Source organism: Amphibacillus marinus (genome assembly GCF_900110345.1).
Lineage (GTDB): Bacteria > Bacillota > Bacilli > Bacillales > Amphibacillaceae > Amphibacillus_D > Amphibacillus_D marinus.
On sequence record NZ_FODJ01000011.1, the window covers coordinates 85094 to 107998 of the forward strand.

The 22905-nt window shown below is 39.0% G+C and carries 24 protein-coding genes and 1 riboswitch; of the genes, 18 read left to right on the forward strand and 6 right to left on the reverse strand.

Translation table 11 applies throughout. The annotated features are described in order from the left end of the window. Positions 1 to 58 precede the first annotated feature (58 nt). On the forward strand, positions 59 to 247 hold the full coding sequence (locus BM000_RS13560; protein WP_091499475.1) for a YuzK family famiily protein: 189 nt from the start codon (positions 59 to 61) through the stop codon (positions 245 to 247). 64 nt (positions 248 to 311) lie between these two features. On the opposite strand, the gene BM000_RS13565 is transcribed toward BM000_RS13560, so the two are convergent. Continuing rightward, positions 312 to 779: a hypothetical protein gene (locus BM000_RS13565; protein WP_091499477.1), complete on the reverse strand. Its 468-nt coding sequence runs from the start codon at positions 777 to 779 to the stop codon at positions 312 to 314. A 384-nt stretch (positions 780 to 1163) separates the two neighbouring features. On the opposite strand from BM000_RS13565, the gene sufC reads away from it, so the two are divergent. From sufC to sufB, 5 genes are read left to right on the forward strand one after another with little or no spacing between them, the layout of a single operon-like run. Next, on the forward strand, positions 1164 to 1949 hold the full coding sequence (sufC, locus tag BM000_RS13570; protein WP_091499479.1) for a Fe-S cluster assembly ATPase SufC: 786 nt from the start codon (positions 1164 to 1166) through the stop codon (positions 1947 to 1949). Positions 1950 to 1968: 19 nt separating this feature from the next. Continuing rightward, on the forward strand, positions 1969 to 3279 hold the full coding sequence (gene sufD / locus BM000_RS13575; protein WP_091499480.1) for a Fe-S cluster assembly protein SufD: 1311 nt from the start codon (positions 1969 to 1971) through the stop codon (positions 3277 to 3279). 1 nt (position 3280) lies between these two features. Then, complete coding sequence (locus BM000_RS13580; protein WP_091499482.1) at positions 3281 to 4501, forward strand: cysteine desulfurase; 1221 nt, start codon at positions 3281 to 3283, stop codon at positions 4499 to 4501. After that, positions 4491 to 4934, forward strand: coding sequence for a Fe-S cluster assembly sulfur transfer protein SufU (gene sufU, locus BM000_RS13585; RefSeq protein WP_091499484.1), 444 nt, complete (start codon positions 4491 to 4493; stop codon positions 4932 to 4934). Before BM000_RS13580 ends, sufU begins: the two co-directional genes overlap by 11 nt. Before the next feature lie 20 nt (positions 4935 to 4954). Continuing rightward, positions 4955 to 6352, forward strand: a complete 1398-nt coding sequence (sufB, locus tag BM000_RS13590; RefSeq protein WP_091499485.1) for a Fe-S cluster assembly protein SufB — start codon at positions 4955 to 4957, stop codon at positions 6350 to 6352. A 253-nt stretch (positions 6353 to 6605) separates the two neighbouring features. On the opposite strand, the gene BM000_RS13595 is transcribed toward sufB, so the two are convergent. Continuing rightward, positions 6606 to 6887: a hypothetical protein gene (locus BM000_RS13595; RefSeq protein WP_091499487.1), complete on the reverse strand. Its 282-nt coding sequence runs from the start codon at positions 6885 to 6887 to the stop codon at positions 6606 to 6608. A gap of 149 nt (positions 6888 to 7036) precedes the next feature. Between BM000_RS13595 and BM000_RS13600 the strand changes: the two genes are divergently transcribed. The 6 genes from BM000_RS13600 to BM000_RS13625 all read left to right on the forward strand — a co-directional run bounded on the left by BM000_RS13600 (position 7037) and on the right by BM000_RS13625 (position 14426). Beyond that, positions 7037 to 7915 (forward strand): diacylglycerol/lipid kinase family protein, encoded by an 879-nt coding sequence (locus BM000_RS13600; RefSeq protein WP_177178307.1) that lies wholly within the window; start codon positions 7037 to 7039, stop codon positions 7913 to 7915. A 111-nt stretch (positions 7916 to 8026) separates the two neighbouring features. Beyond that, the gene (locus BM000_RS13605) at positions 8027 to 9409 is read left to right on the forward strand and encodes a bifunctional metallophosphatase/5'-nucleotidase (RefSeq protein WP_091499490.1); all 1383 of its coding nucleotides are present in this window, start codon (positions 8027 to 8029) and stop codon (positions 9407 to 9409) included. Positions 9410 to 9464: 55 nt separating this feature from the next. Next, positions 9465 to 10223, forward strand: a complete 759-nt coding sequence (yunB, locus tag BM000_RS13610; protein WP_091499492.1) for a sporulation protein YunB — start codon at positions 9465 to 9467, stop codon at positions 10221 to 10223. A gap of 51 nt (positions 10224 to 10274) precedes the next feature. After that, positions 10275 to 10450: riboswitch (Lysine riboswitch) on the forward strand. A 313-nt stretch (positions 10451 to 10763) separates the two neighbouring features. Continuing rightward, a complete protein-coding gene (locus BM000_RS13615; RefSeq protein ID WP_091499493.1) occupies positions 10764 to 12314 on the forward strand; it encodes a Na+/H+ antiporter NhaC family protein in 1551 nt (516 codons plus the stop codon). 512 nt (positions 12315 to 12826) lie between these two features. Continuing rightward, positions 12827 to 14302 (forward strand): sodium-dependent transporter, encoded by a 1476-nt coding sequence (locus tag BM000_RS13620; protein ID WP_091499495.1) that lies wholly within the window; start codon positions 12827 to 12829, stop codon positions 14300 to 14302. A 16-nt stretch (positions 14303 to 14318) separates the two neighbouring features. Continuing rightward, positions 14319 to 14426, forward strand: a complete 108-nt coding sequence (locus BM000_RS13625; protein ID WP_091499497.1) for a methionine/alanine import family NSS transporter small subunit — start codon at positions 14319 to 14321, stop codon at positions 14424 to 14426. A gap of 73 nt (positions 14427 to 14499) precedes the next feature. On the opposite strand, the gene BM000_RS13630 is transcribed toward BM000_RS13625, so the two are convergent. Beyond that, a complete protein-coding gene (locus BM000_RS13630; RefSeq protein WP_091499498.1) occupies positions 14500 to 15435 on the reverse strand; it encodes a M23 family metallopeptidase in 936 nt (311 codons plus the stop codon). Positions 15436 to 15611: 176 nt separating this feature from the next. Here BM000_RS13630 and BM000_RS13635 point away from each other — a divergent pair, with 176 nt between their 5' ends. Then, positions 15612 to 15887: a YutD family protein gene (locus tag BM000_RS13635; RefSeq protein ID WP_091499500.1), complete on the forward strand. Its 276-nt coding sequence runs from the start codon at positions 15612 to 15614 to the stop codon at positions 15885 to 15887. Positions 15888 to 15936: 49 nt separating this feature from the next. Here BM000_RS13635 and BM000_RS13640 read toward each other — a convergent pair whose 3' ends face one another. Next, positions 15937 to 16446: a phosphatidylglycerophosphatase A family protein gene (locus tag BM000_RS13640; protein ID WP_091499501.1), complete on the reverse strand. Its 510-nt coding sequence runs from the start codon at positions 16444 to 16446 to the stop codon at positions 15937 to 15939. A 237-nt stretch (positions 16447 to 16683) separates the two neighbouring features. On the opposite strand from BM000_RS13640, the gene BM000_RS13645 reads away from it, so the two are divergent. Genes BM000_RS13645 through thrB form a run of 3 tightly spaced genes read left to right on the forward strand, consistent with a single transcriptional unit; the run spans position 16684 to position 19935 of the window. Continuing rightward, positions 16684 to 17976 carry a homoserine dehydrogenase gene (locus BM000_RS13645; protein WP_091499503.1) on the forward strand — a complete coding sequence of 431 codons (1293 nt, stop codon included), beginning with the start codon at positions 16684 to 16686 and terminating at the stop codon, positions 17974 to 17976. Positions 17977 to 17980: 4 nt separating this feature from the next. Further along, a complete protein-coding gene (gene thrC, locus BM000_RS13650; RefSeq protein WP_091499504.1) occupies positions 17981 to 19042 on the forward strand; it encodes a threonine synthase in 1062 nt (353 codons plus the stop codon). Then, positions 19039 to 19935: a homoserine kinase gene (gene thrB / locus BM000_RS13655; protein ID WP_091499506.1), complete on the forward strand. Its 897-nt coding sequence runs from the start codon at positions 19039 to 19041 to the stop codon at positions 19933 to 19935. The genes thrC and thrB overlap by 4 nt, the downstream gene beginning before the upstream one ends. 40 nt (positions 19936 to 19975) lie before the next feature. Here the strand turns inward: thrB and BM000_RS13660 are convergent, their stop codons facing one another. Further along, complete coding sequence (locus tag BM000_RS13660; protein WP_091499566.1) at positions 19976 to 20197, reverse strand: NifU family protein; 222 nt, start codon at positions 20195 to 20197, stop codon at positions 19976 to 19978. 208 nt (positions 20198 to 20405) lie between these two features. On the opposite strand from BM000_RS13660, the gene dapF reads away from it, so the two are divergent. Continuing rightward, on the forward strand, positions 20406 to 21257 hold the full coding sequence (gene dapF, locus BM000_RS13665) for a diaminopimelate epimerase (protein ID WP_091499509.1): 852 nt from the start codon (positions 20406 to 20408) through the stop codon (positions 21255 to 21257). A 77-nt stretch (positions 21258 to 21334) separates the two neighbouring features. Beyond that, positions 21335 to 21694 carry a HesB/IscA family protein gene (locus BM000_RS13670; RefSeq protein WP_091499511.1) on the forward strand — a complete coding sequence of 120 codons (360 nt, stop codon included), beginning with the start codon at positions 21335 to 21337 and terminating at the stop codon, positions 21692 to 21694. A 219-nt stretch (positions 21695 to 21913) separates the two neighbouring features. Here the strand turns inward: BM000_RS13670 and BM000_RS13675 are convergent, their stop codons facing one another. Next, positions 21914 to 22903, reverse strand: a complete 990-nt coding sequence (locus BM000_RS13675; RefSeq protein ID WP_091499513.1) for an NAD(P)/FAD-dependent oxidoreductase — start codon at positions 22901 to 22903, stop codon at positions 21914 to 21916. Positions 22904 to 22905 lie beyond the last annotated feature (2 nt).

The window sequence follows — 22905 nt, forward strand, 5'->3', positions numbered from 1 at the left end:
GTGTGATGCAAATGTTATAATTAATCTCGGGGCAAAAAGAAAGGGAGATTATTTAACAATGATCAACAAGCTTGAATTGAATTACACAGCTGAAATGGAAAAGGCCATGTATCAATCACATGGGATTGGCTATGCGAAGTATGAAAGAAATATGGATGAACGAATAAAAGTCGAACAAAGTCGAGAATATAGCCATCGGGCTAGCCTTGATATTGTGAATGATATTGAAAGACAGGTACACCGCTAAGTAAATAATAAGGAGACCGCTTCAAGCTATATAGTAGCTTGAAGCGGTCTCCTTTTAATTTTTGCTAAGGGATTCTAGGATAGATAATCTCAAAATTTTCGATCTGACTAATTTGCATCGGATAACTTTCCTTAATTGGTACTGTAACATGAATTGTTACATAGTCACCATTTCTTAAGCCTAAGCCAGCTGTGGGAAATGAATAGAGTTCCAAAACACCTAAAGCTTCAAAAAAATGCAGGTAATCTTGCTCAATTACTTCATCGCTTCTTGTTATGATCATAAAATTTTTAAAATAGTCTTGAAAATATTCGTCCATGTAGTAGAAGTATTCTTGTTCAAGCTCAAGCTCCTGTTTTGGCCGTGCATCTAGATAGCCGAAGTAATAATAACCGGATAGTTCGAAAGCTGGTTTTTCATCTTCTTGAACTTTCGCCACTTTCTCATTATCGCCAACAGTTATTCCTTTAAGCGAAATAAAGAAAACAACTAATGTGACAAATAAAATGGTGGTTAAAAGCATTTTTTTCAATTTTCTGCACCTCCTACTCTGCCAAATTAAACTAATGTTTCCAGTTCTACTAAAGCCTGTTCGGCATTTTTCACTTTTAACTATTCCTCGTTATAGATACAACAAGAAGCAATCAAAAACCTGCATATACTGTGTTATTGTTTATAAGAATATTGCCCTAATTAGAAGAACGCATTAATTAGCGAAAAAAGCTCAAAATATGTTAAGATAACAACAGGTAAAAACTTTTTAAACTGCTAGGTTTGAAAAGGAGGTTACCGATGCGTTAAAATCTTGATATTAGATTTGAAATAGTATAAGATTGTAATGAGAATAAAGTGAGAATGAATAAAATAGCACGTGCTGTTTTATAGTCATTATACAATTTTTTTGGAGGTATAGGTTATGAGTGGATCAACTTTAGAAATTAAAGATCTTCATGTTGAAATTGAAGGTAAAGAAATTTTAAAAGGCGTTAATTTAACGGTTAAAGGTGGCGAATTTCATGCCATTATGGGGCCGAATGGAACTGGGAAGTCGACGTTAGCTTCTGCCATAATGGGGCACCCAAAATATGAGGTAACAAAAGGGCAAATCCTAATGGATGGTGAAGATGTGCTCGAGATGGAGGTTGACGAGCGCGCACAAGCTGGCCTATTCTTAGCCATGCAATACCCAAGTGAGATTAGTGGCGTGACGACGTCTGATTTCTTACGTTCGTCAATTAATGCGCATCGTGAAGAAGGCGATGAAATTCCTTTAATGAAATTCATTAAGGAAATGGATGCTGCAATGGATTATCTGGAAATGGATAAAAACATGGCGCAACGTTACTTAAATGAAGGCTTCTCCGGTGGTGAGAAAAAACGTAACGAAATTCTGCAATTAATGCTATTAAAACCTGCAATTGGAATCTTAGATGAGATTGATTCTGGTTTAGATATTGATGCCCTTAAAGTCGTCTCAAAAGGGATTAACAAATTGCGTAGTGAAGCATTTGGTTGCTTAATTATTACCCATTATCAGCGTCTATTAAATTATGTAACGCCTGATTATGTCCACGTTATGATGCAAGGCCGTGTGGTTAAATCTGGGGGTCCTGAGCTTGTTGAACGCTTAGAAAGTGAAGGCTATGACTGGATTAAACAAGAGCTAGGAATTGAAGATGAAACAGTAGGGATAGACGCTTAGAAGTAAGGAGGGATTATTGATGTCAGTGGAATTAGTAGACAAATACAGTGTTGATTATATAACGGCATTTTCGAAAGCTCGACAAGAGCCGCAGTGGATGACCGATTTAAGGGTAGCTGCGCAGCAGAAATCAGAATCGATTGCGATGCCAAAGCCAGATAAAACAAATATAACCCGTTGGGATTTCAATACATTTCAACATCAGGCAAACGAAACCGAACGGGTTTCTTCATTAGTAGACTTACCTGATCATATTAAGAAGTTTGTTGATTTATCAAAACAACAGCATAATTTACTGTTATTAAAGAATCAAACGAATGTACACCAAGCATTAGCACCTGATCTCAGTGATCAAGGTGTCATATTTACCGATATATTCACCGCACTAGCTGAGCATAGCGAGCTTGTTAAAAAGTATTATATGACTGAGGGCGTTCAAGTTGATGAACATAAACTTACTGCTGTCCATGCTGCTTTAATGAACGGTGGAGCATTTGTCTATGTACCAAAAAACGTTGTCATTGACGAGCCATTGCAGGCTATTTTCTGGCAGGATGATGCTGAACTTGCCTTATTTAATCACGTTATTATTGTCGCTGAGGACAATAGTGAAGTTACCTATGTTGAGAACTATTTAACAAGTCACCAAGAAACAAAGACGGTAGCAAATGTCATCGCTGAGGTATTTGCAAAAGATAATGCGAGTATTTCCTTTGGTTCAGTTGACCACTTTGCACACGGAACCACGACCTATATTAATCGTCGGGGCATTGGCCAACGTGATGCAAAAATTGAATGGGCATTAGGACAAATGAATGATGGCGATACGATATCTGAGAATGTCACGCACTTATTAGGTGATCAGTCAGTTTGCTATGCAAAGGCCGTATCAGTTGGTCGTGGTGATCAAACACAAAATTTCACTGCGAAAATTGTTAACCATGGTAAACATTCAGATGGAATTATTCTTCAGCATGGGGTTATGAAGGACAGTGCGACAGCTATTTTCCACGGTATTGGGAAAATTGAGCATGGGGGAACAAAGGCAAATGCAGAGCAAGAATCAAGGGTGTTAATGCTTAGCAAACATGCGCGCGGTGATGCTAATCCAATTCTACTAATTGACGAGGATGACGTTACTGCAGGACATGCCGCATCGGTTGGTCGTGTTGACCCAGTTCAACTTTACTATTTAATGAGCAGAGGAATTTCTAAGCAAGAGGCTGAACGCTTAATTATCCACGGCTTCTTAGCACCAGTGGTAAACGAAATTCCAATTACAAGTGTTCGTGAACAATTAACGGACGTTATTGAAGGGAAAGTATATTAAAATGGATGTCCAGGCAATTCGTTCTGACTTTCCCCTGTTAGATCAAGAGATAAACGGTCATCCACTTGTTTACCTTGATTCGTCAGCAACCTCACAAAAGCCTGTGCAGGTTATTGAGGCTGTTAATCAGTACTATCGCTTAAACAATTCAAATGTGCATCGTGGTGTTCATACGATTGGTACGCGTGCAACTGACCAGTATGAAGGGGCAAGAGAGCGCGTACGCCAATTTATTAACGCCAAGCATACTGAAGAGATTATTTTTACCAGAGGAACAACCACAGCCATTAATTTGGTTGCATCCAGCTATGGTCAAGCCAATTTAGCGCCTGGTGATGAAGTGGTTATTACGGAGATGGAGCACCATAGTAATATCATTCCGTGGCAACAGATTGTTAAAAAAACAGGTGCCAAGCTTAGCTTTATTCCGATGGAGCAGGATGGCACGATCACGATTGACCAAGTGAAAAAAACCATTACCGCTGCAACGAAAATTGTCGCGATTACTCAAGTCTCAAATGTACTTGGGACCATTAATCCTATTAAAAAAATTGCTGCAATTGCCCATCAGCATGGTGCCGTTGTTCTAGTCGATGGTGCTCAAGCAGTGCCACATATGAAGGTTGATGTTCAGGAGCTCGATTGTGATTTTTACGCTTTTTCTGGTCATAAGATGTGTGCACCAACAGGGATCGGTGTTCTGTATGGAAAAAAAACACTACTTGAATTGATGGAGCCAATTGAATTTGGTGGCGAAATGATCGACTTCGTGAATCGCTACGATTCAACCTGGAAGGAGCTCCCTTGGAAATTTGAAGGGGGAACCCCGATTATTGCTGGAGCAGTTGGTCTGGCTGCGGCGATTGATTATTTAACAGATATCGGCTTTGCTGCGATTCAGCGTCATGAACACGAACTCGTGCAGTATGCATTTGAGCAATTAAGTAATCTTGACGGAATAGAAATTTATGGTCCAAAGGAAAGAGCAGGCTTAATTACGTTTAATTTGGCGGATGTTCATCCACATGACACGGCAACAATTCTTGATAACGAAGGCATTGCCGTTCGGGCAGGCCATCATTGTGCTCAACCGCTGATGAAGTGGCTAAATGTAACAGCGACAGCTAGGGCAAGCTTTTATTTGTATAATACTAAAGATGACGTTGACCGATTAGTAGCAGGGTTAACGACAGCGAAGGAGTTTTTTGGAGATGTCTTTTAATAATCTGGACACACTCTATCGGCAAGTCATTATGGATCATTATAAAAACCCGCGGAATAAGGGGGCGCTTTCTGAAGAAACCCTAACGCTAGAAATGAACAACCCAACCTGTGGTGATCGTATTCTGCTTCATCTCTTATTAGAGGGCGATCATGTTAAGGACGCAAAGTTTGAAGGTGAGGGGTGTTCCATTAGTTTGGCTTCTGCCTCGATGATGACCCAAGCGATTAAAGGACAAGAGATTAAGAATGCGTTAGAAATGTCTGCTTATTTCTCCAATATGATGCTTGGTGAAGAAGAGCAATCATCTTTAGAAATGGGCGATATTGAGGCCCTTCAAGGCGTAGCTAAATTTCCAGCAAGAATTAAATGTGCAACATTAGCGTGGAAAGCAATGGAGAAGGCAATTGATCAAAACCAGGCAGAAGATTAACAAAGATAAGGAGGGGTATTATGGCTAAAAATTTACCTGATGTTGGAGAATATAAATACGGATTTCATGATAAAGATGTATCAATTTTCCGTACTGAAAAAGGATTAACAAGAAAAATTGTCGAAGAAATTTCAAAAATGAAAGAAGAGCCAGCTTGGATGCTTGAGTACCGCTTAAAAGCACTTGAGCATTTCTATAGCAAGCCGATGCCACAATGGGGTGGTGACTTAGCAGAATTAGATTTTGATGAAATTACCTACTATGTAAAGCCATCTGAACGTTCAGAGCGTTCATGGGATGAGGTTCCTGAGGAGATTAAACAGACCTTTGATAAACTAGGTATCCCAGAAGCTGAGCAAAAATATTTGGCCGGGGTATCCGCTCAATATGAGTCTGAGGTTGTTTATCATAACCTAAAAGAAGATTTGGCTAATCTAGGGATTGTCTTTAAAGATACCGATACAGCACTGAAAGAAAACGAGGATCTGTTTAAAGAGTACTTCGGTAAAGTTATTCCTTATACAGATAACAAATTTGCAGCTTTAAATTCAGCCGTCTGGTCAGGTGGTTCATTCATTTATGTACCAAAAGGCGTTAAAACGGATACACCATTACAGGCTTATTTCCGAATTAATTCTGAGAATATGGGCCAATTCGAGAGAACGCTAATCATTGTTGACGAAGGCGCTTCGGTCCATTATGTAGAAGGTTGTACCGCCCCAGTCTTTACCACGAATTCACTACACAGTGCGGTTGTGGAGATTTTTGTTAAGAAAGATGCTTATTGCCGTTACACAACCATTCAGAACTGGGCGAACAACGTTTATAATCTGGTAACCAAACGGGCAACCTGTGATGCTAACGCAACAATGGAATGGATTGATGGTAACATCGGATCGAAGCTAACGATGAAATATCCTGCTGTTTTGTTAAAAGGTGAAGGTGCAAGAGGAATGACCTTATCTATTGCCTTAGCTGGTAAGGGACAGCATCAGGATGCCGGTGCAAAAATGATGCACTTAGCACCAAACACCTCATCAACGATTGTCTCGAAGTCAATTGCTAAACAAGGTGGTAAGGTATCTTATCGTGGGATTGTTCATTTTGGTCGCAAAGCAGACGGAGCGCGTTCGAATATTGAATGTGATACGTTAATTATGGATAATAAATCAGCCTCTGATACGATTCCGTATAATGAAATCTTTAACGAGAACATTTCATTAGAGCACGAAGCAAAGGTGTCGAAGGTATCAGAAGAGCAATTGTTCTATCTGATGAGCCGTGGTATTTCTGAAGTTGAAGCAACTGAAATGATTGTCATGGGCTTTATTGAGCCATTTACAAAAGAATTACCAATGGAATATGCCGTTGAAATGAATCGTTTGATTTCGTATGAGATGGAAGGTTCAATCGGTTAATTGCGATAGAGGCTGGGACATAACTAAATATTGAAACAGGATATCCGAACATTCTGATTAAGCGTAGGTAAAATACGTAGACTCCTGTGGGAACAGCGCGAGCTGAGGATCCACTGTGTGAAGTGTCTTTCTTCACACAGTTAGCCGAAGCCGTGCCCACGGAAAGCGAAGTGTTTTACCGAAGCGCTATACACTTTCAGACATAATGTTCGGATTTTCCTTATCTAATTACTCTTTTGTCCCAGCCCCTTTTTTAAAATTTTCGATAAAACAGATAGACCTGCCACACTACCAGTGCACCACAACCGATAAATAGAAAAGTATCCATCCAATTGCCGTTGCTACCTAACTCATCAATGACAATACCACTGTTAAAAAGTAACAATCCGGCGATAATGGTTAAGATCACAGATTGAAAAAGGAAAATTTTCTGTGCTTTTTGTTTTGTGCCTTTGTTTAATAAAACGATTAAGTTAAACGCGATTAATACTAAGATCAGTATGAAAATTGGGGTAAACAAATAAAAAGTATCCATTAGAAATAGTCCTCCAGCACCTTAATAAAAACAATATACCACTTTATTCCTATGATTAAAATAAAAAGCGATAACTGTTTCATTTACAGATAACTTGGGAATAATATCAGCAACTATTTTGTGAAAATATGAAAAGAGGTATGGTCAGGATGGAGAAGGCAATCTTATTAATTAATCCAAATGCTGGACAGGGAAAATTAAAGGGCCTTGCAACAGAATTAGTTGCAAGGCTTACCGCCGCTTTTAAAGAAGTAAAGCAGATTAATTTAGCTGATCCTCAAGTAGATAGGACGCAGATTGCTGAGCTTGCTCAAGAGTTTGACCTCGTCATTGCTGCTGGCGGTGATGGGACTGTTCACTCGGTCGTTAATGCAATTGCACCATTAGAGGAACGTCCCGCGCTAGCCATTATCCCAGGGGGAACAGCCAATGATTTTGCCCGTCAGCTCAATATTGCTCAAGATCCGCTTGATGCAGTTGAGCAGATTTTTGCAAGGAAAACAGAATGGATTGATATTGGTCAAGCGAATACTTCTTATTTCTTAAATTTTTGGGGGATTGGCTTAATTACTGAAACTTCACAAAGTGTAGATACTACTAATAAACAGACAGTTGGCAAGCTTGCTTATTATCTCGGTGCAGTCCAATCAATAGGGAAATTTACTCCGTTTAAGGTTTCGATTAAATCAGAGCAAAGCCATATAGAAGATGAAGTTGTGATGGTTATTATTGGGAATGGAAGCTATACTGGCGGCATTAGAGCTTTTTTTCCAGAAAATAAAATCAATGATGGCCTATTCGAGGTTGTACTTATTAAAGAAGCATCTATTCAAACTGCTTGGTCAATATTACAAGCAAAGCTAACAAAGACAACTGAGAACTCAAAGGGCATAATAACCTTTCGAACAAACACCTTAACGATTAATACAGAGCCTAATCAACAAATTGATTGTGATGGTGAAGCTGAAGGGCACACCCCTGCTTTAATTAAAGCACTTCCCAAGCATATCAATGTTATTGTTGGTTAATTAAGAGGTTTGAATATTTAAGTGAGTCGCTTCACTGTTTTTGCTTTTCTATGGTAAACTAATTAAGAAAATACACAGAAAAGCAAACATGGGATAGGAGCAAGGATGCGGATGCAAGAAGCCATATATCTTTATTTTACAAGTGACTTGCACAGTCATTTTGAAAATTGGCCAAAGCTGATCAGCTTTTTTAACCAACAAGCAATAGAGCGTCGAAATCGTGGAGAATCCTATTTCCTACTTGATAATGGGGATCACTTAGATCGCGTTCATGTGGCTACAGAAGCTTTTAAAGGAAAAAATAATATTGAATTATTAAATGAGGCTAACTATCGAGTCGTTACAATTGGTAATAATGAAGGCATTACCTTTAATCGTGATCAATTTTTTTCGCTATATGATCAGGCGAATTTTGAAGTTGTTTGTGCCAACCTAAATAGTGAAAATAGTCATAATCCAGCTTGGTTGAAGCCATTTAAAATCATTTCGACACCATCACAGATTAAGGTAGCTGTTATCGGTTTAACGGCACCATTTACATCATTTTATCAGCCACTTGGTTGGAGCGTTACCGATCCAATTAAATCGTTAGCTAGAAGTATAGCAGAGTTGCAAGATCAGGCTGATATTATTGTCCTGCTATCTCATTTAGGTATTGATCAGGATGAACGAATAGCAGAACAGTTCCCAGCTATTGATGTCATTGTTGGTGGCCATACCCATCACCTTTTCAAAGAAGGGAAGCAGCTTAATCAGAGCTTGTTAACAGCTGTGGGTAAGTTCGGTCATTATGCTGGTGAAATTATGTTGAAATGGGATCATAATCTCAAGCAAGTAGTTAAGAAGGAGGCCTTTGCCGTTCCAATCGAAACAATGGCTGAAGATGAAGCTACTCTAGCGCTGTTGAATACGCAACAAACAGAGGCTAATCAATTAATGGAAACAGTAATTGCTGAAATGTCAGCACCATTAGAGGTAAACTGGTTTAAAGAAACTCCGCTTATTCAAGGATTAACAGCCACCTTGTTGGAATGGACAGCTGCTGACCTTGCGATGCTTAATGCTGGGATACTTATTGATTCCCTTCCTGCTGGAGCGATAACTGAATTCGATGTTCATCGTATTTGTCCACATCCGATTAATCCATGTACGGTTGAATTAACGGGAAGTGAATTATTAGAACTTATTCGTGAGGGTATGACAGAAGCATATATAAATACGATTATTACAGGGTTTGGCTTTAGAGGAAAAATAATGGGTAAGCTGGTTTATGCAAATGTTGAAATAGAGCTAGAAGCACAACAGTTAATTAAATCCGTAAAGATTAATCAACAGCCGCTAATAAAATCAAAGATCTATACGTTAGCTACGGCGGATATGTTTACGTTTGGACAGCTAGCCCCACCAATTGCTCGCTCCAGCTCAAAACGGTTTTTTATGCCGGAATTTATGCGTGATTTATTGCGGCAAACGCTTCAGGTGAAATTGAATTAGCGCATGATCCCTCCCTTGTCTTCATATAGTTTAGGTAAGGCAAGGAGGGATTTTTGTGCGTAAAAAAAAGCCTCGAGGTACCGTTACCAATCGGCAAATATTTATGTGGACGTTCTTATTTTTCCTTATTAGTACTTTTTTTAGTATGCTTTATATTAATAATGGGATCAAACCGATTTTACTTCAGATTGCCGAGACGCGTAATAAGCAATTTGCCAATATGGCGATGGGTGTTGCCGTTGGTGAGGAACTAAGTGATGATATTGATTTAGCCGATCTCATTCAGTTTAATTATGATCAAAATGGGCGAGTGGTTAGCTATCAAGTTAATACAGCCCTGGAAAATCAAATTCAACGTAATGTCCAGTACCGCGTTGAGAATTATTTAAAGTTACTGGAGCAAGGAATTGTTCCAGATGAAGCAGATTTAGACATTGATTTAAATGCCGTTCAGCTTGACTCAGTACGAAGGCAATCTAACTTAATTGAAATCCCATTAGGTCAAGTCTTGGGATTGCCTTTATTAGCTAATCTGGGTCCTAAAATACCTGTGAATCTAGAGGTAATTGGCTATGTTAATACGCAGGTTGAAACCCTTATTGCGGGGATTAAGATTAATAATGTTCATATAGAACCTGTTGTTCATATCGAAATTGGCATTCGAACGATCATACCTTTTGGCTCTCAAACAGCCTTGGTCCAACAGTCTATCCCGATTGGCTCTGGCGGTTATAGTGGGGAAGTACCTTTATACTATAATTCTGGATCAGACCAAGAACTACCACTAACAATTCCCTTAGATCCCTTGCAATAAGGAGCAATAGCTGGTAAACTAACCTAGGAAATTTTATATACCTTATCAGATCGATGAGATAGAGGCGCAAGATAAAAAGAGTACCATCTTTGAGCTGTCAGCAATGAGAAGATGGGAAAGGGTTATGTTGCCGAAGCAAGCGTTTTTTTGACAAAAAAAGGTTTGCTGGTAAAGGGCTAAACAAGTTCTTTACTGTCATGTCTATAACGTGGAGAGCTGTTGATCGACCGGAGGATAACGAAGTGATTATTTATGCATTCATAAATAGTAGCAGCGGGTTATTTTCTGCTGCTATTTTTTTATTGCAGATTAACTGACTGTGCACCACATCATCAGTTTAGGCGGAGAAGCCAATTATGCTAAGTTGGTCATTCACAGTCAGTAAAAGTCCGATGCGTTTAGTAACAATCAGTGCGGAATAATGAAAATTCCGTTGATTGCAGATTTACTATCTCGCTTTAGCCTATTAATAATTGCTGCATTTGTTTTTTTGGTCTGTGCTGGGTAAATCTATTTTAACGTGTACAGGAGGAACCAAATATGATTGGTACGGCTTATTCATTAATTCCAGCATTGCTTATGCTGGTACTTGTTATTGTAACAAGAAAGATCTATTTATCTTTGGGACTTGGAATAGTGGTTGGCGCTGCAATGCTTCAAAATTTTAACCCAATTAATACACTTGGACAAATTTGGACTGTCTTTCGAGATATTTTTTATATTCCTGGTGAAGGCATTAACAGGGGTAGCCTTTTTTTACTTGCTTTTCTAATTTTACTAGGCATCTTAACAGCCGCGATGACCGCGTCTGGTGGAAGTCTGGCGTTCGGGAAATGGGCGGCAACGCATGTGAAATCTAGACGTGGTGCTCAACTTGTTCCAGTCTTTTTGGGACTGCTTATTTTTATTGATGATTATTTTAATGCACTAGCAGTTGGGCAAGTAGCTAGACCATTAACAGATCAACAACGTGTCTCACGAGCCAAATTGGCTTATATAATTGATTCAACATCTGCTCCTATTACCGTTATATCACCGATTTCGTCATGGGGAGCTTATATTATCGGGGTAATCGGTGCTATCTTTGCTACCAATCAAATTGTGAACTATCAACCGCTAGAAGCTTTTATTCGAATGATCCCATTGAATTTTTATGCTTTTTCATCTATTTTTCTTGTTTTTGTCGTCGCGTTGTTTAACTTGAATTTAGGAGCAATGAAAAAACACGAAGAGCGTGCAGAAAAAGAAGCACTTGTCTATGATCCCGATAAAGAAAGTATGGGAGGGGATTTAACTGAATCATTACCGGCGCATAAAGATGGACAGCTTTATCATCTCCTTGTGCCAATTCTAACGTTAATTGTAGCTACTATTATTGCGATGTTGTGGACAGGCTACCTTGAAACTGAAGGTGCTGTTACGATTTTTTCTATGTTTGCCAATACAGATGTTAATTTCTCGCTTTTCTTAGGCGGTTTAATTGCAGTTATGGTTGCTTTTTTATTGTTTAATAAACAAGCTCAGCCCAAAGTATCAATGCTAACCATTGCTAGCAAAGGCTTTCAGTCTATGCTTCCGGCTCTTTTAATTTTATTTCTCGCATGGATGATTGGGGATATCATCGGTGCGTTAGATACTGGTGGATTTTTAGCACTTCTTGTTGAACAGGCCGCTTTTAATCCGAATTATTTACCACTTGTTTTATTTGTAGTTGCGGGTTTTATGGCGTTAGCAACTGGGACATCTTGGGGTACATTTGGTATTATGCTACCGATAGCTGCGCAAGCCGCCTTTGCAATTGATGTAACATTGGTTCTACCGGCAATGTCAGCAGTATTAGCAGGTTCAGTATTTGGTGATCATTGTTCACCAATATCAGATACAACAATCCTATCTTCTACTGGTGCTGGAGCGAATCATATTGATCATGTCATCACACAACTTCCTTATGCCTTTATCTGTGCAATTGCTTCAATGTTAGGTTATTTTGTTTATGCACTATTTCCAGTGACGATCGTTGCATTGGCTGTCACACTGGTGTTAACGATTGCGATATCATTAATGGGTTTACTGATAAAAAATAAGCTATGAAAACTAATTTGCTCTTGTATGAGTGTCATACAAGAGCATTTTTTACTGCCGCTTCAGAAGCCTGCATGGGCTAAGTTACTAACTGGATAGCTTTACTAAAAGAGCAACTTTTACTATCGGTACAATTGTGACATCCTATGACTCTGAAGATGTCATGTTTGTGCCTTGAGCCAAGCATGTTCATTGACGCGCAGAGTGAATAAATTGTTTAGTTCTCGTCTTAATGGTCGTGTTTCGAACTAGGATAAGCAATTATGAAATTCACTTATTTGAATAAACATTTTGAACTTGAGCCTTTGAGCTTTAAAATAACTGCTTTTAATTTAAATAATGACGAAAAAGCAATAATTCTAAAAAAACACTTTGACAGAAATACTGACAATCGATATAATCTGTAAATGTCAGAAAATTAATTTATTTTAACGAATGGAGTATTAAAGGCAAAGTAAGTGTAAGGCTACTTATATATATGATTTTGCAAGTTTATCTCTTTCGTAGAAAGGATGTTAGTTATGGAGAATCGCTCTCAATGGGGCACTAGATTGGGGTTTTTGTTAGCGGCAATGGGTTCAGCAATTGGCCTTGGGAACATTTGGAGATTTCCGGCTGTTGCTTATGAAAATGGGGGAGGTGCTTTTTTTATTCCCTATTTATTCGCCTTAATTACCGCTGGAATTCCAATGCTAATTATGGAATATACAATTGGTCATAAATATCGAAGCTCTGCACCTCGCTCATTTAAACGCATTAGTAGCGGTATGGAATGGATCGGTTGGTGGCAGGTGGCTATTTCTTTTGTTATCTCCACCTATTACCCGGTCATTATTGCTTGGTCACTCATGTATACTTATTTCTCTTTTTCTCAAGGATGGGGAACTGAGACAAGTCAGTTCTTTTTTCAAGACTTCTTAGATGCTTCAGATGCAGGCGTATTTGGCGAAATTGTTCCGAATGTCTTGATCCCGATTGCTATTGTATGGATCATTGCTCTGTTTATTCTTTTCCGTGGAGTAAAGAATGGAATTGAATTAGCGAATAGGATTTTTATTCCTTTATTAATCATAAGCTTCTTACTTATTGTTATTCGAGCAGTGACGTTACCAGGGGCATTAACAGGGTTAAATGCTTTCTTTGCACCTGATTGGTCAAGTATTGCTAATGGATCAGTGTGGGTAGCAGCATATGGTCAAATATTCTTTAGCTTATCAATAGCCTTCGCAATCATGATCACATTCTCATCTTATTTACCTAAGGATGCAGATATTACCAATAATGCTTTTATTACTGGTTTTGCTAATTCATCATTTGAATTAATTGCTGGTATTGGCGTTTTTGCGGCTCTTGGCTTTATGGCTAATCAAACAGCTCAGCCTGTTTCTGAAGTGGTAAGTGACGGTATCGCTCTAGCGTTTGTCGTGTTCCCACAGATCATTAATCAAATGCCTGCGCCCGCATTGTTCGGTGTGCTCTTTTTTAGCTCGCTTGTTCTTGCTGGTTTTTCTTCAATGGTGTCAATTTCAGAAACATACATTGCTGCATTACAAGAAAAGTTTAGTCTCTCTAGACGCGCTTCCGTTGCAATCGGAGGCGGAGTAGCAGCAATCTTTTCCTTATTCTTTGCGAACCAGGGTGGCATTTACTTGCTTGATACGGTTGATTATTTTATTAATAATTATGGTGTAGCATTGGTTGGATTAGTTGAAATTGTTGCCATTTCCTGGTTTGCAAAAGAAATTAATCACTTGTACGAGCATGCTAATGGTGTTTCAGATATACAATTGGGTGAGTGGTGGAAGTTCTCATTACGAGTTATTACGCCAATTGTACTTGGTTACATGATGCTTCAAAATCTTAGGTATGATATGACCCAAAATTATAGTAATTACCCTTCAGAGTTTTTATTCAACTTTGGTTGGATGGTTGCTTTGGGAGCCATGGCTTTTGGTGCCTTTATAACAATTAGAAAGTGGCCGAACGATGAGAAGTAAGGGAGTGATATAAAAAATGACAACCTCAGCAATAGTCATGATGGTTATTGGATGCGTCATTATCTGGGGGGGCTTAACAGTCAGTATATTACACGCTGTGCGTGCCTCTAAGAAAGACAAGTAGTTATAGGGAAATGAATAATGCACCATAAACAGACCGGATTGACAGAATCAGGCGTCAACACGGTCTGTTTATCTTACTGTCTTTCCCATTTTCGTAAGGACGGATAGGGGTCAAATGCCCATTCATTTTTTCCATTATCCTTGTACATGCCATAGTGTAAATGGGGTGGAAATTTACCTGATGTCCCTGGTGGACCATAACCAGAAGACCCAACATAGCCAACTACATCACCTGGCTTAACAATTTCTCCAATTTCAATACCTTGTTCAAAGCCACTTAGGTGGGCAAAATAGTGGTAGACGTTATTAATGTCACGCATGCCAATACGCCAGCCGCCATAACGATTCCAGCCTTTTATTTCGATTGTCGCATAGGTTGTTGCCCTTACGGGTGTGCCATAATCGGCAAAGATATCCGTGCCTTCATGAATTCGCCTCCCACCATATCCTCTTGCATCCCCCCAGGTACTGCGATAGCTATAATTAAAATGCTGAGGTAATGGAAAGGCGCGTTCAGGCAAATCGTTCGTTTTAAATAATGCGAAGATTCTTGCATTTTGAACAATTGTTTTTACAGCCAGTGGCTTCTGATAAAACGCCCATAATGCTTTTCTAATTGCGTCATCTGTCACCCCGAAATTCATTATATACATAGCCATGGTATATAAAATATCCTCTGAATTATTTATTTCAGCTAAGCCATCATTATTGCCATCCTTGCCAATGCCGTTATGCACGCCAATGGCTGCTAGTCGACTATCTTCAGATAGGTTTGAAATGCCATACCATTCTTCGCCCGAGAAGGAAATTGAGATGAGTGGTTCATCTTCTCTAATTTGTCGCTCATATTGATCAATAGCGGCAAAGTAAAACCATGGTATCTGTGTGATAGTTGCCGTTTTTTTATAGAGCGCCAGTCTTTCTTTAATTGGGTTAATTTCCTCCGCATTCACTTTGGTAAAGGGGACAAGGAGTAATAAGATAAGAAGTGCTAAATATTTTTTTTTCACCAAATCGTCCTCCTTTTTTCATCTACTTTTAATATGAGCGTTTTTTCAAAAAATAACAGTTAAAAATATTACCATGTCGCTAAATTTTTAGCTGAGACTAGTTTTATGGATTGAAATTATGGTAAAATAGTGCTGTTATTGTTTGCTATTTGACTAAATAACAAAGGGGTACAAAAATGGTGCAAATTGAAGGACAAAGCTATCAAATTATTGAGGACTATAAAAATGGCTTTCAAGAAAAGGCGTTTACTGAGCGCTATAGTGATATATTGGCTAAATATGATTTTATTGTTGGTGATTGGGGTTATGAGCAATTGCGCTTAAAGGGCTTCTATGATGACCAAAATAATAAAGCTACCTTTGATACAAAAGCAAGCACGATCGATGATTATCTTTATGAATACTGTAATTTCGGCTGCTCATACTTTATTGCTAAAAGAATGGTTAAATAAGAAGATTAAGAAAGCGAATGAACCTAAAGGTTACATTCGCTTATCTTTATTAATCAAGCTCCTCATCGTTAGCAACACTGTGGGCCAGTCGACTGGAAGCTGATGCAGCTATTGCGCCGACAATATCATCAAGGAAGGTATGGCACTTGCCTGAAGATTTATCATTTAGTTCCTTTAGAATACCGGGTTTCTGCTTATCTATGTAACCATAGTTGGTAAAGCCTATCGATCCATATACATTTACAATTGATAAGGCAATAATTTCATCTACCCCATATAAGCCCTCATCTACTTCAATGGTTTCTTGAAGTGGTGAAATGAGTTTTTTCTGTTCTGCTAAGACATCGAGTTGAATACCAGTTAAGACAGCATTTTGAACCTCACGCTTACTCAGTACCTTATCAACATTCTCAATACAAACTTCTAGTGATAATGATTCATGATAAGGGGCTTGTAAGTAATGAACGAGCTCTGCAATATCATGAAGGGTTACCCCGCGTTCCTTTAACCATTCGCGTGCTTTTCGTTCTAATGCTGTTTTAGGATTCTTTTCAGTCATCATTTTTACTTCCCTTCAGAAAAATTATAGATAATCCTTTACCCGAATTATACCATGATCAAACTTTAAAGCCAGTTTTGTTTCCTGTTAGCTTATGCTAGCAAGGAATAGAACATTTCTTTTTTGTTTTTTCAGAAATTTTAGTGAATTATCCCTTGAATCAAAGCATGTGAACAGTTATAATGTCCTCTATAGATAAACATTTGTTCACTTTATAAAAACAGGGGGAGAATCATCATGGATAAGATTAGAGTGGGTCTATGCGGATTAGGTACTGTCGGTACGGGTGTAGTAAAGGTACTAGCTGATCACCAAGCTCGTATTAGACATAAATTGGGCTGTGACATCGAAATCGTGAAGGTTTTAGTTAATGATATTAATAAACCACGGGACATCATTATTAATAAAGATTGGCTAACAGTCGATGCTGCCGAACTCGTAAGTAATGAAGATATAGATGTTATTGTTGAAGTTATGGGTGGCATTGAGGGAACAAATAAGCTTTTAGAAGAAGCTTTAAGGAATAGAAAGCACATCGTAACAGCGAATAAAGATTTAATGGCCGTATACGGACAAAAGCTTCTGAAGCTAGCTAAAGAGAATCATTGTGATATTCTATATGATGCCAGTATTGCTGGCGGCATTCCAATTGTTAGGACATTAGTTGATGGACTTGCTTCAGATCATATTGAAAAAGTGATGGGCATTGTCAATGGGACAACAAATTATATTATGACGAAGATGACTGATGAAGGCTTGGACTTTGATTCTGTCCTTGGGGAAGCTCAAGCATTGGGTTTTGCTGAAGCTGATCCGAGTTCAGATGTTGATGGTTTAGATGCAGCCAGAAAAATGGCATTATTAGCAAACTTAGCTTTTAAAATGGAATTGAATTTAGATGATGTTAAAGTAAAGGGTATTAGACAAGTGAGCCAAGATGATATTAATTTTGCTAAGAGCCTCGGTTACACAATTAAATTAATTGGTATTGCATCCATGCATAACTATAAAGCTGAGGTAACGGTTGAGCCTACCTTACTGCCAATGGATCACCCGTTAGCATTAGTGAAAAATGAGTTTAATGCTGTTTATGTCCATGGTGAAGCTGTGGGTGAAACAATGTTTTATGGACCAGGTGCTGGCAGTCTCCCAACGGCAACGGCTGTTGTTTCAGATTTAATGGAGGTTGTCCGTAACATCAGGTTAGGTATTAGTGGAAATGCTTATATTGATCCACAATTTAAGCGCCAGCTAAAAGCGAATCATGAAAAGTTTTCGAGACATTTTATTCGCTTGGATGTAGACGATCAAGCTGGAGCATTCCAAGAAATCACCAATGTTTTTACAGAGCAAAAGGTGAGCTTTGCAAAAATTCTACAGCTTCCGGGACAGATTGAGGGGCGGGCGGAAATTGTCATGATTACACATAGTATTAGTCAAGAACAATTACTAAATAGTTTACAAGCACTTGGTCAATTAGCTGTTGTTGAGCGGTTAATTAGTCATTACCGAGTGGATGGGGAGGAATAGAGCAATGGCATGGCAGGGATTACTTAAAGCTTATCGAGATTATTTACCAATTACGGAGCAAACGCCTTCATTATCATTACATGAGGGTAACACACCATTGATTAAATTAGAGAATTTATCAGCTAAATATAATGTAGAAGTTTACGCAAAGGTTGAAGGTATTAATCCAACTGGCTCATTTAAGGATCGTGGTATGGTGATGGCAATGGCTAAGGCAATTGAAGCTGGCTCTAAGACAGTTATTTGTGCATCAACAGGTAACACATCTGCTTCAGCAGCAGCATTTGCCGCCCGCGCTGGGTTACGTGCGATTATTGTCATACCAGAAGGTAAGATTGCCCAAGGTAAGTTGGCTCAAGCTGTGATGTACGGTGCCGAAATCTATTCAATTAAAGGGAATTTTGATGATGCGCTAAGGATTGTGCGCAAGCTGGGTGAGCAGGATGATATTACGCTTGTTAACTCTGTTAATCCGTATCGAATTGAAGGTCAGAAAACAGCAGCATTTGAAATTTGTGATGTCCTTGGTGAAGCACCTGATTACTTATTTATTCCTGTAGGTAACGCTGGTAATATTACGGCCTACTGGAAGGGCTTTAAAGAGTATCACCAACAAAAGCAAACAGGCTTACCAAAGATGATGGGTTATGAAGCAAGTGGAGCAGCAGCAATTGTTCATGATCGAATCTTTGAAAATCCTGAGACGGTGGGGACGGCAATCCGGATTGGCAATCCTGCAAGCTGGCAGCAGGCTGTTGCAGCACGTGATGAATCTGGTGGTCAAATTGATGAGATTACGGATGAGCAAATGATTGAAGCCTATCAATGGATGGCAGCTAATGAGGGGATTTTTGCTGAGCCAGCATCAAATGCCTCTGTTGCTGGATTATTTAAAGCATTAAAACAAGGCAATGTGAAACAAGGGAGTAAAGTTGTCTGTGTGCTAACTGGAAACGGTTTAAAGGACCCAAATACCGCAATTGAGTATAGCTCTGTGAAACCTATCGTATTAGAAAATGATGAAAATTTAGTGATGAAGGAAATTCTAGGCAAGGTTCCATCATGAGCTGGCAAATAAAAGTACCTGCTACAACTGCTAATATTGGAGCGGGCTTCGATTCAATTGGAATAGCTCTCAACACATACTTAATGTTAGAGGTGGAAGAGGCGCATTATTGGTCATTTCACTCTAATTCATCATATCTAGCTGCTATTCCAAGTGATAAAAATAATTTTATCTATAAAATAGTTGAACAGACAGCCGTTCATTTTGGCAAGAAACCAGAGCAACTAAAGCCGTGTCGCGTGGAACTCAAAAGTGATATTCCGTTAGCACGAGGACTTGGAAGCAGTGCAACAGCAATTGCTGCTGGTATTGAATTAGCTAATCTGTTACTAGATTTAAGGCTTCCTATTGAAGAGAAGATTCGCTTTGCCACTGAATTAGAGGGGCATCCAGATAACGTTGTCCCAGCAATTTTAGGGGGTTGTGTCATTGGGCATTATGATGGCGAACTTAATTATTCTCAAATAAAAATTAATCAGGTTGCTTTTTTAACAATTATTCCGACTTTTCAATTAAAAACAAAGGATGCTCGCGCAGTGTTGCCAGTTCAATTTGATTATCATGCTAGTGTGGCTGCAAGCAGTGTTGCAAATGTCTCGGTGGCAGCATTGTATCAAAGTGATTGGCCGTTACTTGGCCGGATGTTAAAAAAAGATCTTTTTCATCAGCCGTATCGAAAGAAGCTCATTCCACATTATGATGAACTTGAGCTGTTGTTGACTCCAGATGTATACGGTGTTTATTTGAGTGGAGCGGGACCGACGTTAATTGCCTTAGCTAATCCAGCAGATATTCATTCAAAAATTGCTGGTTGGAGAGCACATTATGACCAGTTTGAATGGCGGGTGCTTGAGGCTGATAATGAAGGCTTAACGGTAACACAATCTAAATAACAGAGCCACCAGAAATGGTGGCTCCTTAATGTAGGATTTATTAAAATACTTGTTCTATTTCACGAACACCTGGAACCTCTGCAACAAGTGCCCGTTCAATACCAGCTTTAAGTGTTATTGTTGAACTCGGGCAATTTCCGCAAGCGCCCATTAAGCGAAGACGAACAATACCATCTTCTACCTCAATTAATTCAACATCGCCACCATCACGTAGTAAGAATGGACGTAGTTTATTTAAAACTTCTTGTACTTGATCTTGCATCATCCACCTACTCCTTTCTATCTTCAATTGATAGTATACCATTATTTGATGCGTTTAAGAAAGTGTTTTAATTCGGAGCCAAAAACTTATTTGGTTATATAAAGTGAAAGTATGGCTAACAGGCTTCTTAAGTGTTCAAACCTAAGAAGTTAGTTTATAATGATAACATGTTTGACGGATAGGGAATAGGATAGTGGAGGGAAAAGAAATGCAGATTGCTTTTACTAAAATGCACGGGTTAGGAAATAGCTATATATATATTAATACATTTGACGTTTCACTTGCAGGGCAAGATTTGTCGGTTTTAGCTAAAAAGGTAAGTGACCCAAACACGGGAATTGGTTCTGACGGGCTTATTCTCATTACACCTAGTGAACAAGCAGATGTTGGGATGCGTATGTTTAATAAAGATGGCTCAGAAGGTAAGACATGTGGTAATGGCTTGCGCTGTGTTGCTAAGTATGCTTTTGACAATCAATTAGTCACAACGCGAACCTTTACAATCGAAACAAGGGCAGGGAATGTTAGTGCTGAAATACTAGGTGAAGGAAGGGTGGCGGAACAGGTAACAATTGATATGGGACCGCCCTATTTACAACGTAAGCAAATCCCGATGGTTGGTGTTAATCTTGAGCGAATTGTCAATGAACCATTTCCTGTTGGCGACCAAACCCTGCGAATTACCGCAGTTTCTATGGGGAACCCACACGCTGTCTTTTTTGTGGACAATATAGAGCTTGCCCCATTATATGAGCTAGGGCCAATTATTACTAATGATGAACGGTTTCCGGAAAGTGTAAATGTTGAATTTGTTGAGGTGGTTAATGAAAACGAATTGAATTTCCGTGTCTGGGAGCGTGGTTCAGGTGTTACCCAAGCTTGTGGCACAGGGGCATGTGCAGCTGCTGTAGCGGCAATTCTAAACAAGTTGGCAAAGCGTTCTGAGGATATTGTTGTTCACTTAGCCGGCGGTGATCTCATTATTAATTGGTCTAAGGATAACCACGTCTGGATGACTGGACCGGCCATGACAACAGTACAAGGTCAGTTTATCCTTTAAGCATAAAGCAGTAAGTTTGAATTTATTCACAGTTTTTAATATACTTATCTACAACACTTTATAGGGGGCAAAACGAAATGGTATTAAATATTACCGATCAAGCCAAAATTCAAATTCAAGAAATGATTAAGCAGGAAGACAATGATCAGGTTAGACTGCGTTTTGGTGTGAAAGGTGGCGGCTGTAGCGGGTTATCTTATTCACTTGGCTTCGATCAAGAGGTAGACGCTGAGACTGACATAGCTGATGCTATTAACGACGTTCCTGTTACCATAAAAAAAGAAGATATCCCGATTATTAATGGAACAACTATTGATTTCAAGCAGAATATGATGGGTGGAGGGTTCACGATTGATAATCCTAACGCCATTATTTCCTGTGGCTGTGGCTCATCCTTTAAAGCGAAGGAACGTGAGGGTACGCCAGAGAACTGCTAAATCGATTTAATGTGTCTGGAGAATTTTCAAAAAAACGAACAGATGAACGCCCATTGAATGCTACATCAATGGGCGTTTTTTAACGCGCTTAAAATTATTATGTTTGTACCCATCTTAGGTTTAAAAAAATGTTGTGTATTGATGGCGATACCCTAGTTAAAACGAGCTAACTCTTATTTTCACTATTTATGCTGTTTCTTAAAGGCTTACCACAGATTATTATTCAAAAAGACTTGTTGAATGCTTTGGTTGCAGGCGGGCATCAGGCTCGATAAACGCTTTTGCATTATTAACAGCCGTCGGTCCTTCGCCAAAACCAGTTGCAATAAGTTTGACTTTGCCTGGATAAGTACAAATATCACCTGCTGCGTAGATGCCTTCAATATTTGTCTCCATTTTCGAATTAACGACAATACTATTTTTTTCAATTTCTAAATCCCAGTCCTTAATGGGACCTAATGAGGAAATAAAGCCGTAGTTAACGATGACATCATCAACGTTTATGGTTAATTCACGATCCCCTTTAACCTCTTTAACAACAACTTGCTCAATTTGATCTGTTCCAATTAATCTCTCGGGTACGAATGGGGTAACAATGTTAATACTTGACTGATTTAACTTTTCCACACTATGCTCATGGGCTCGGAATTGCTCACGGCGATGAATTAACGATACTTCTTTAGCGATTGGCTCTAACATAAGTGCCCAATCGACTGCCGAATCGCCACCGCCAAATAGAACAACACGCTTATCTTTAAATTGCATCATATTATCGACGAAATGATGAAGATTGCGACTTTCATAAGCTTGTGCCTCTTTTAAGGCAAGCTTACGTGGCTGAAAGGCCCCATTTCCAGCAGTAATAATGATGGTTTTAGAGAAGTGCTCACCATTATTTGTGCTGAGTTTAAATGTGCCATCTTCTAAACGTTCAACCTGCTCGACTGCTTCCTCTAAGCAAAAAGTGGGATCAAACATTTGCAATTGGTCATTAAGGTTATTGACCAAATCTTGCGCACGAACTTTTGGAAAACCGGCAATATCGTATATATATTTTTCAGGGTAAAGCGCACTAAGCTGCCCCCCGATATGTGGTAAGCTTTCAATAATTTTAACACTCGCCTGTCTTAGTCCACCATAGTAAGCAGTGAACAAGCCAACAGGCCCTGCACCAATAATGGTAATATCGTATATTTGCTCATCAGACATAA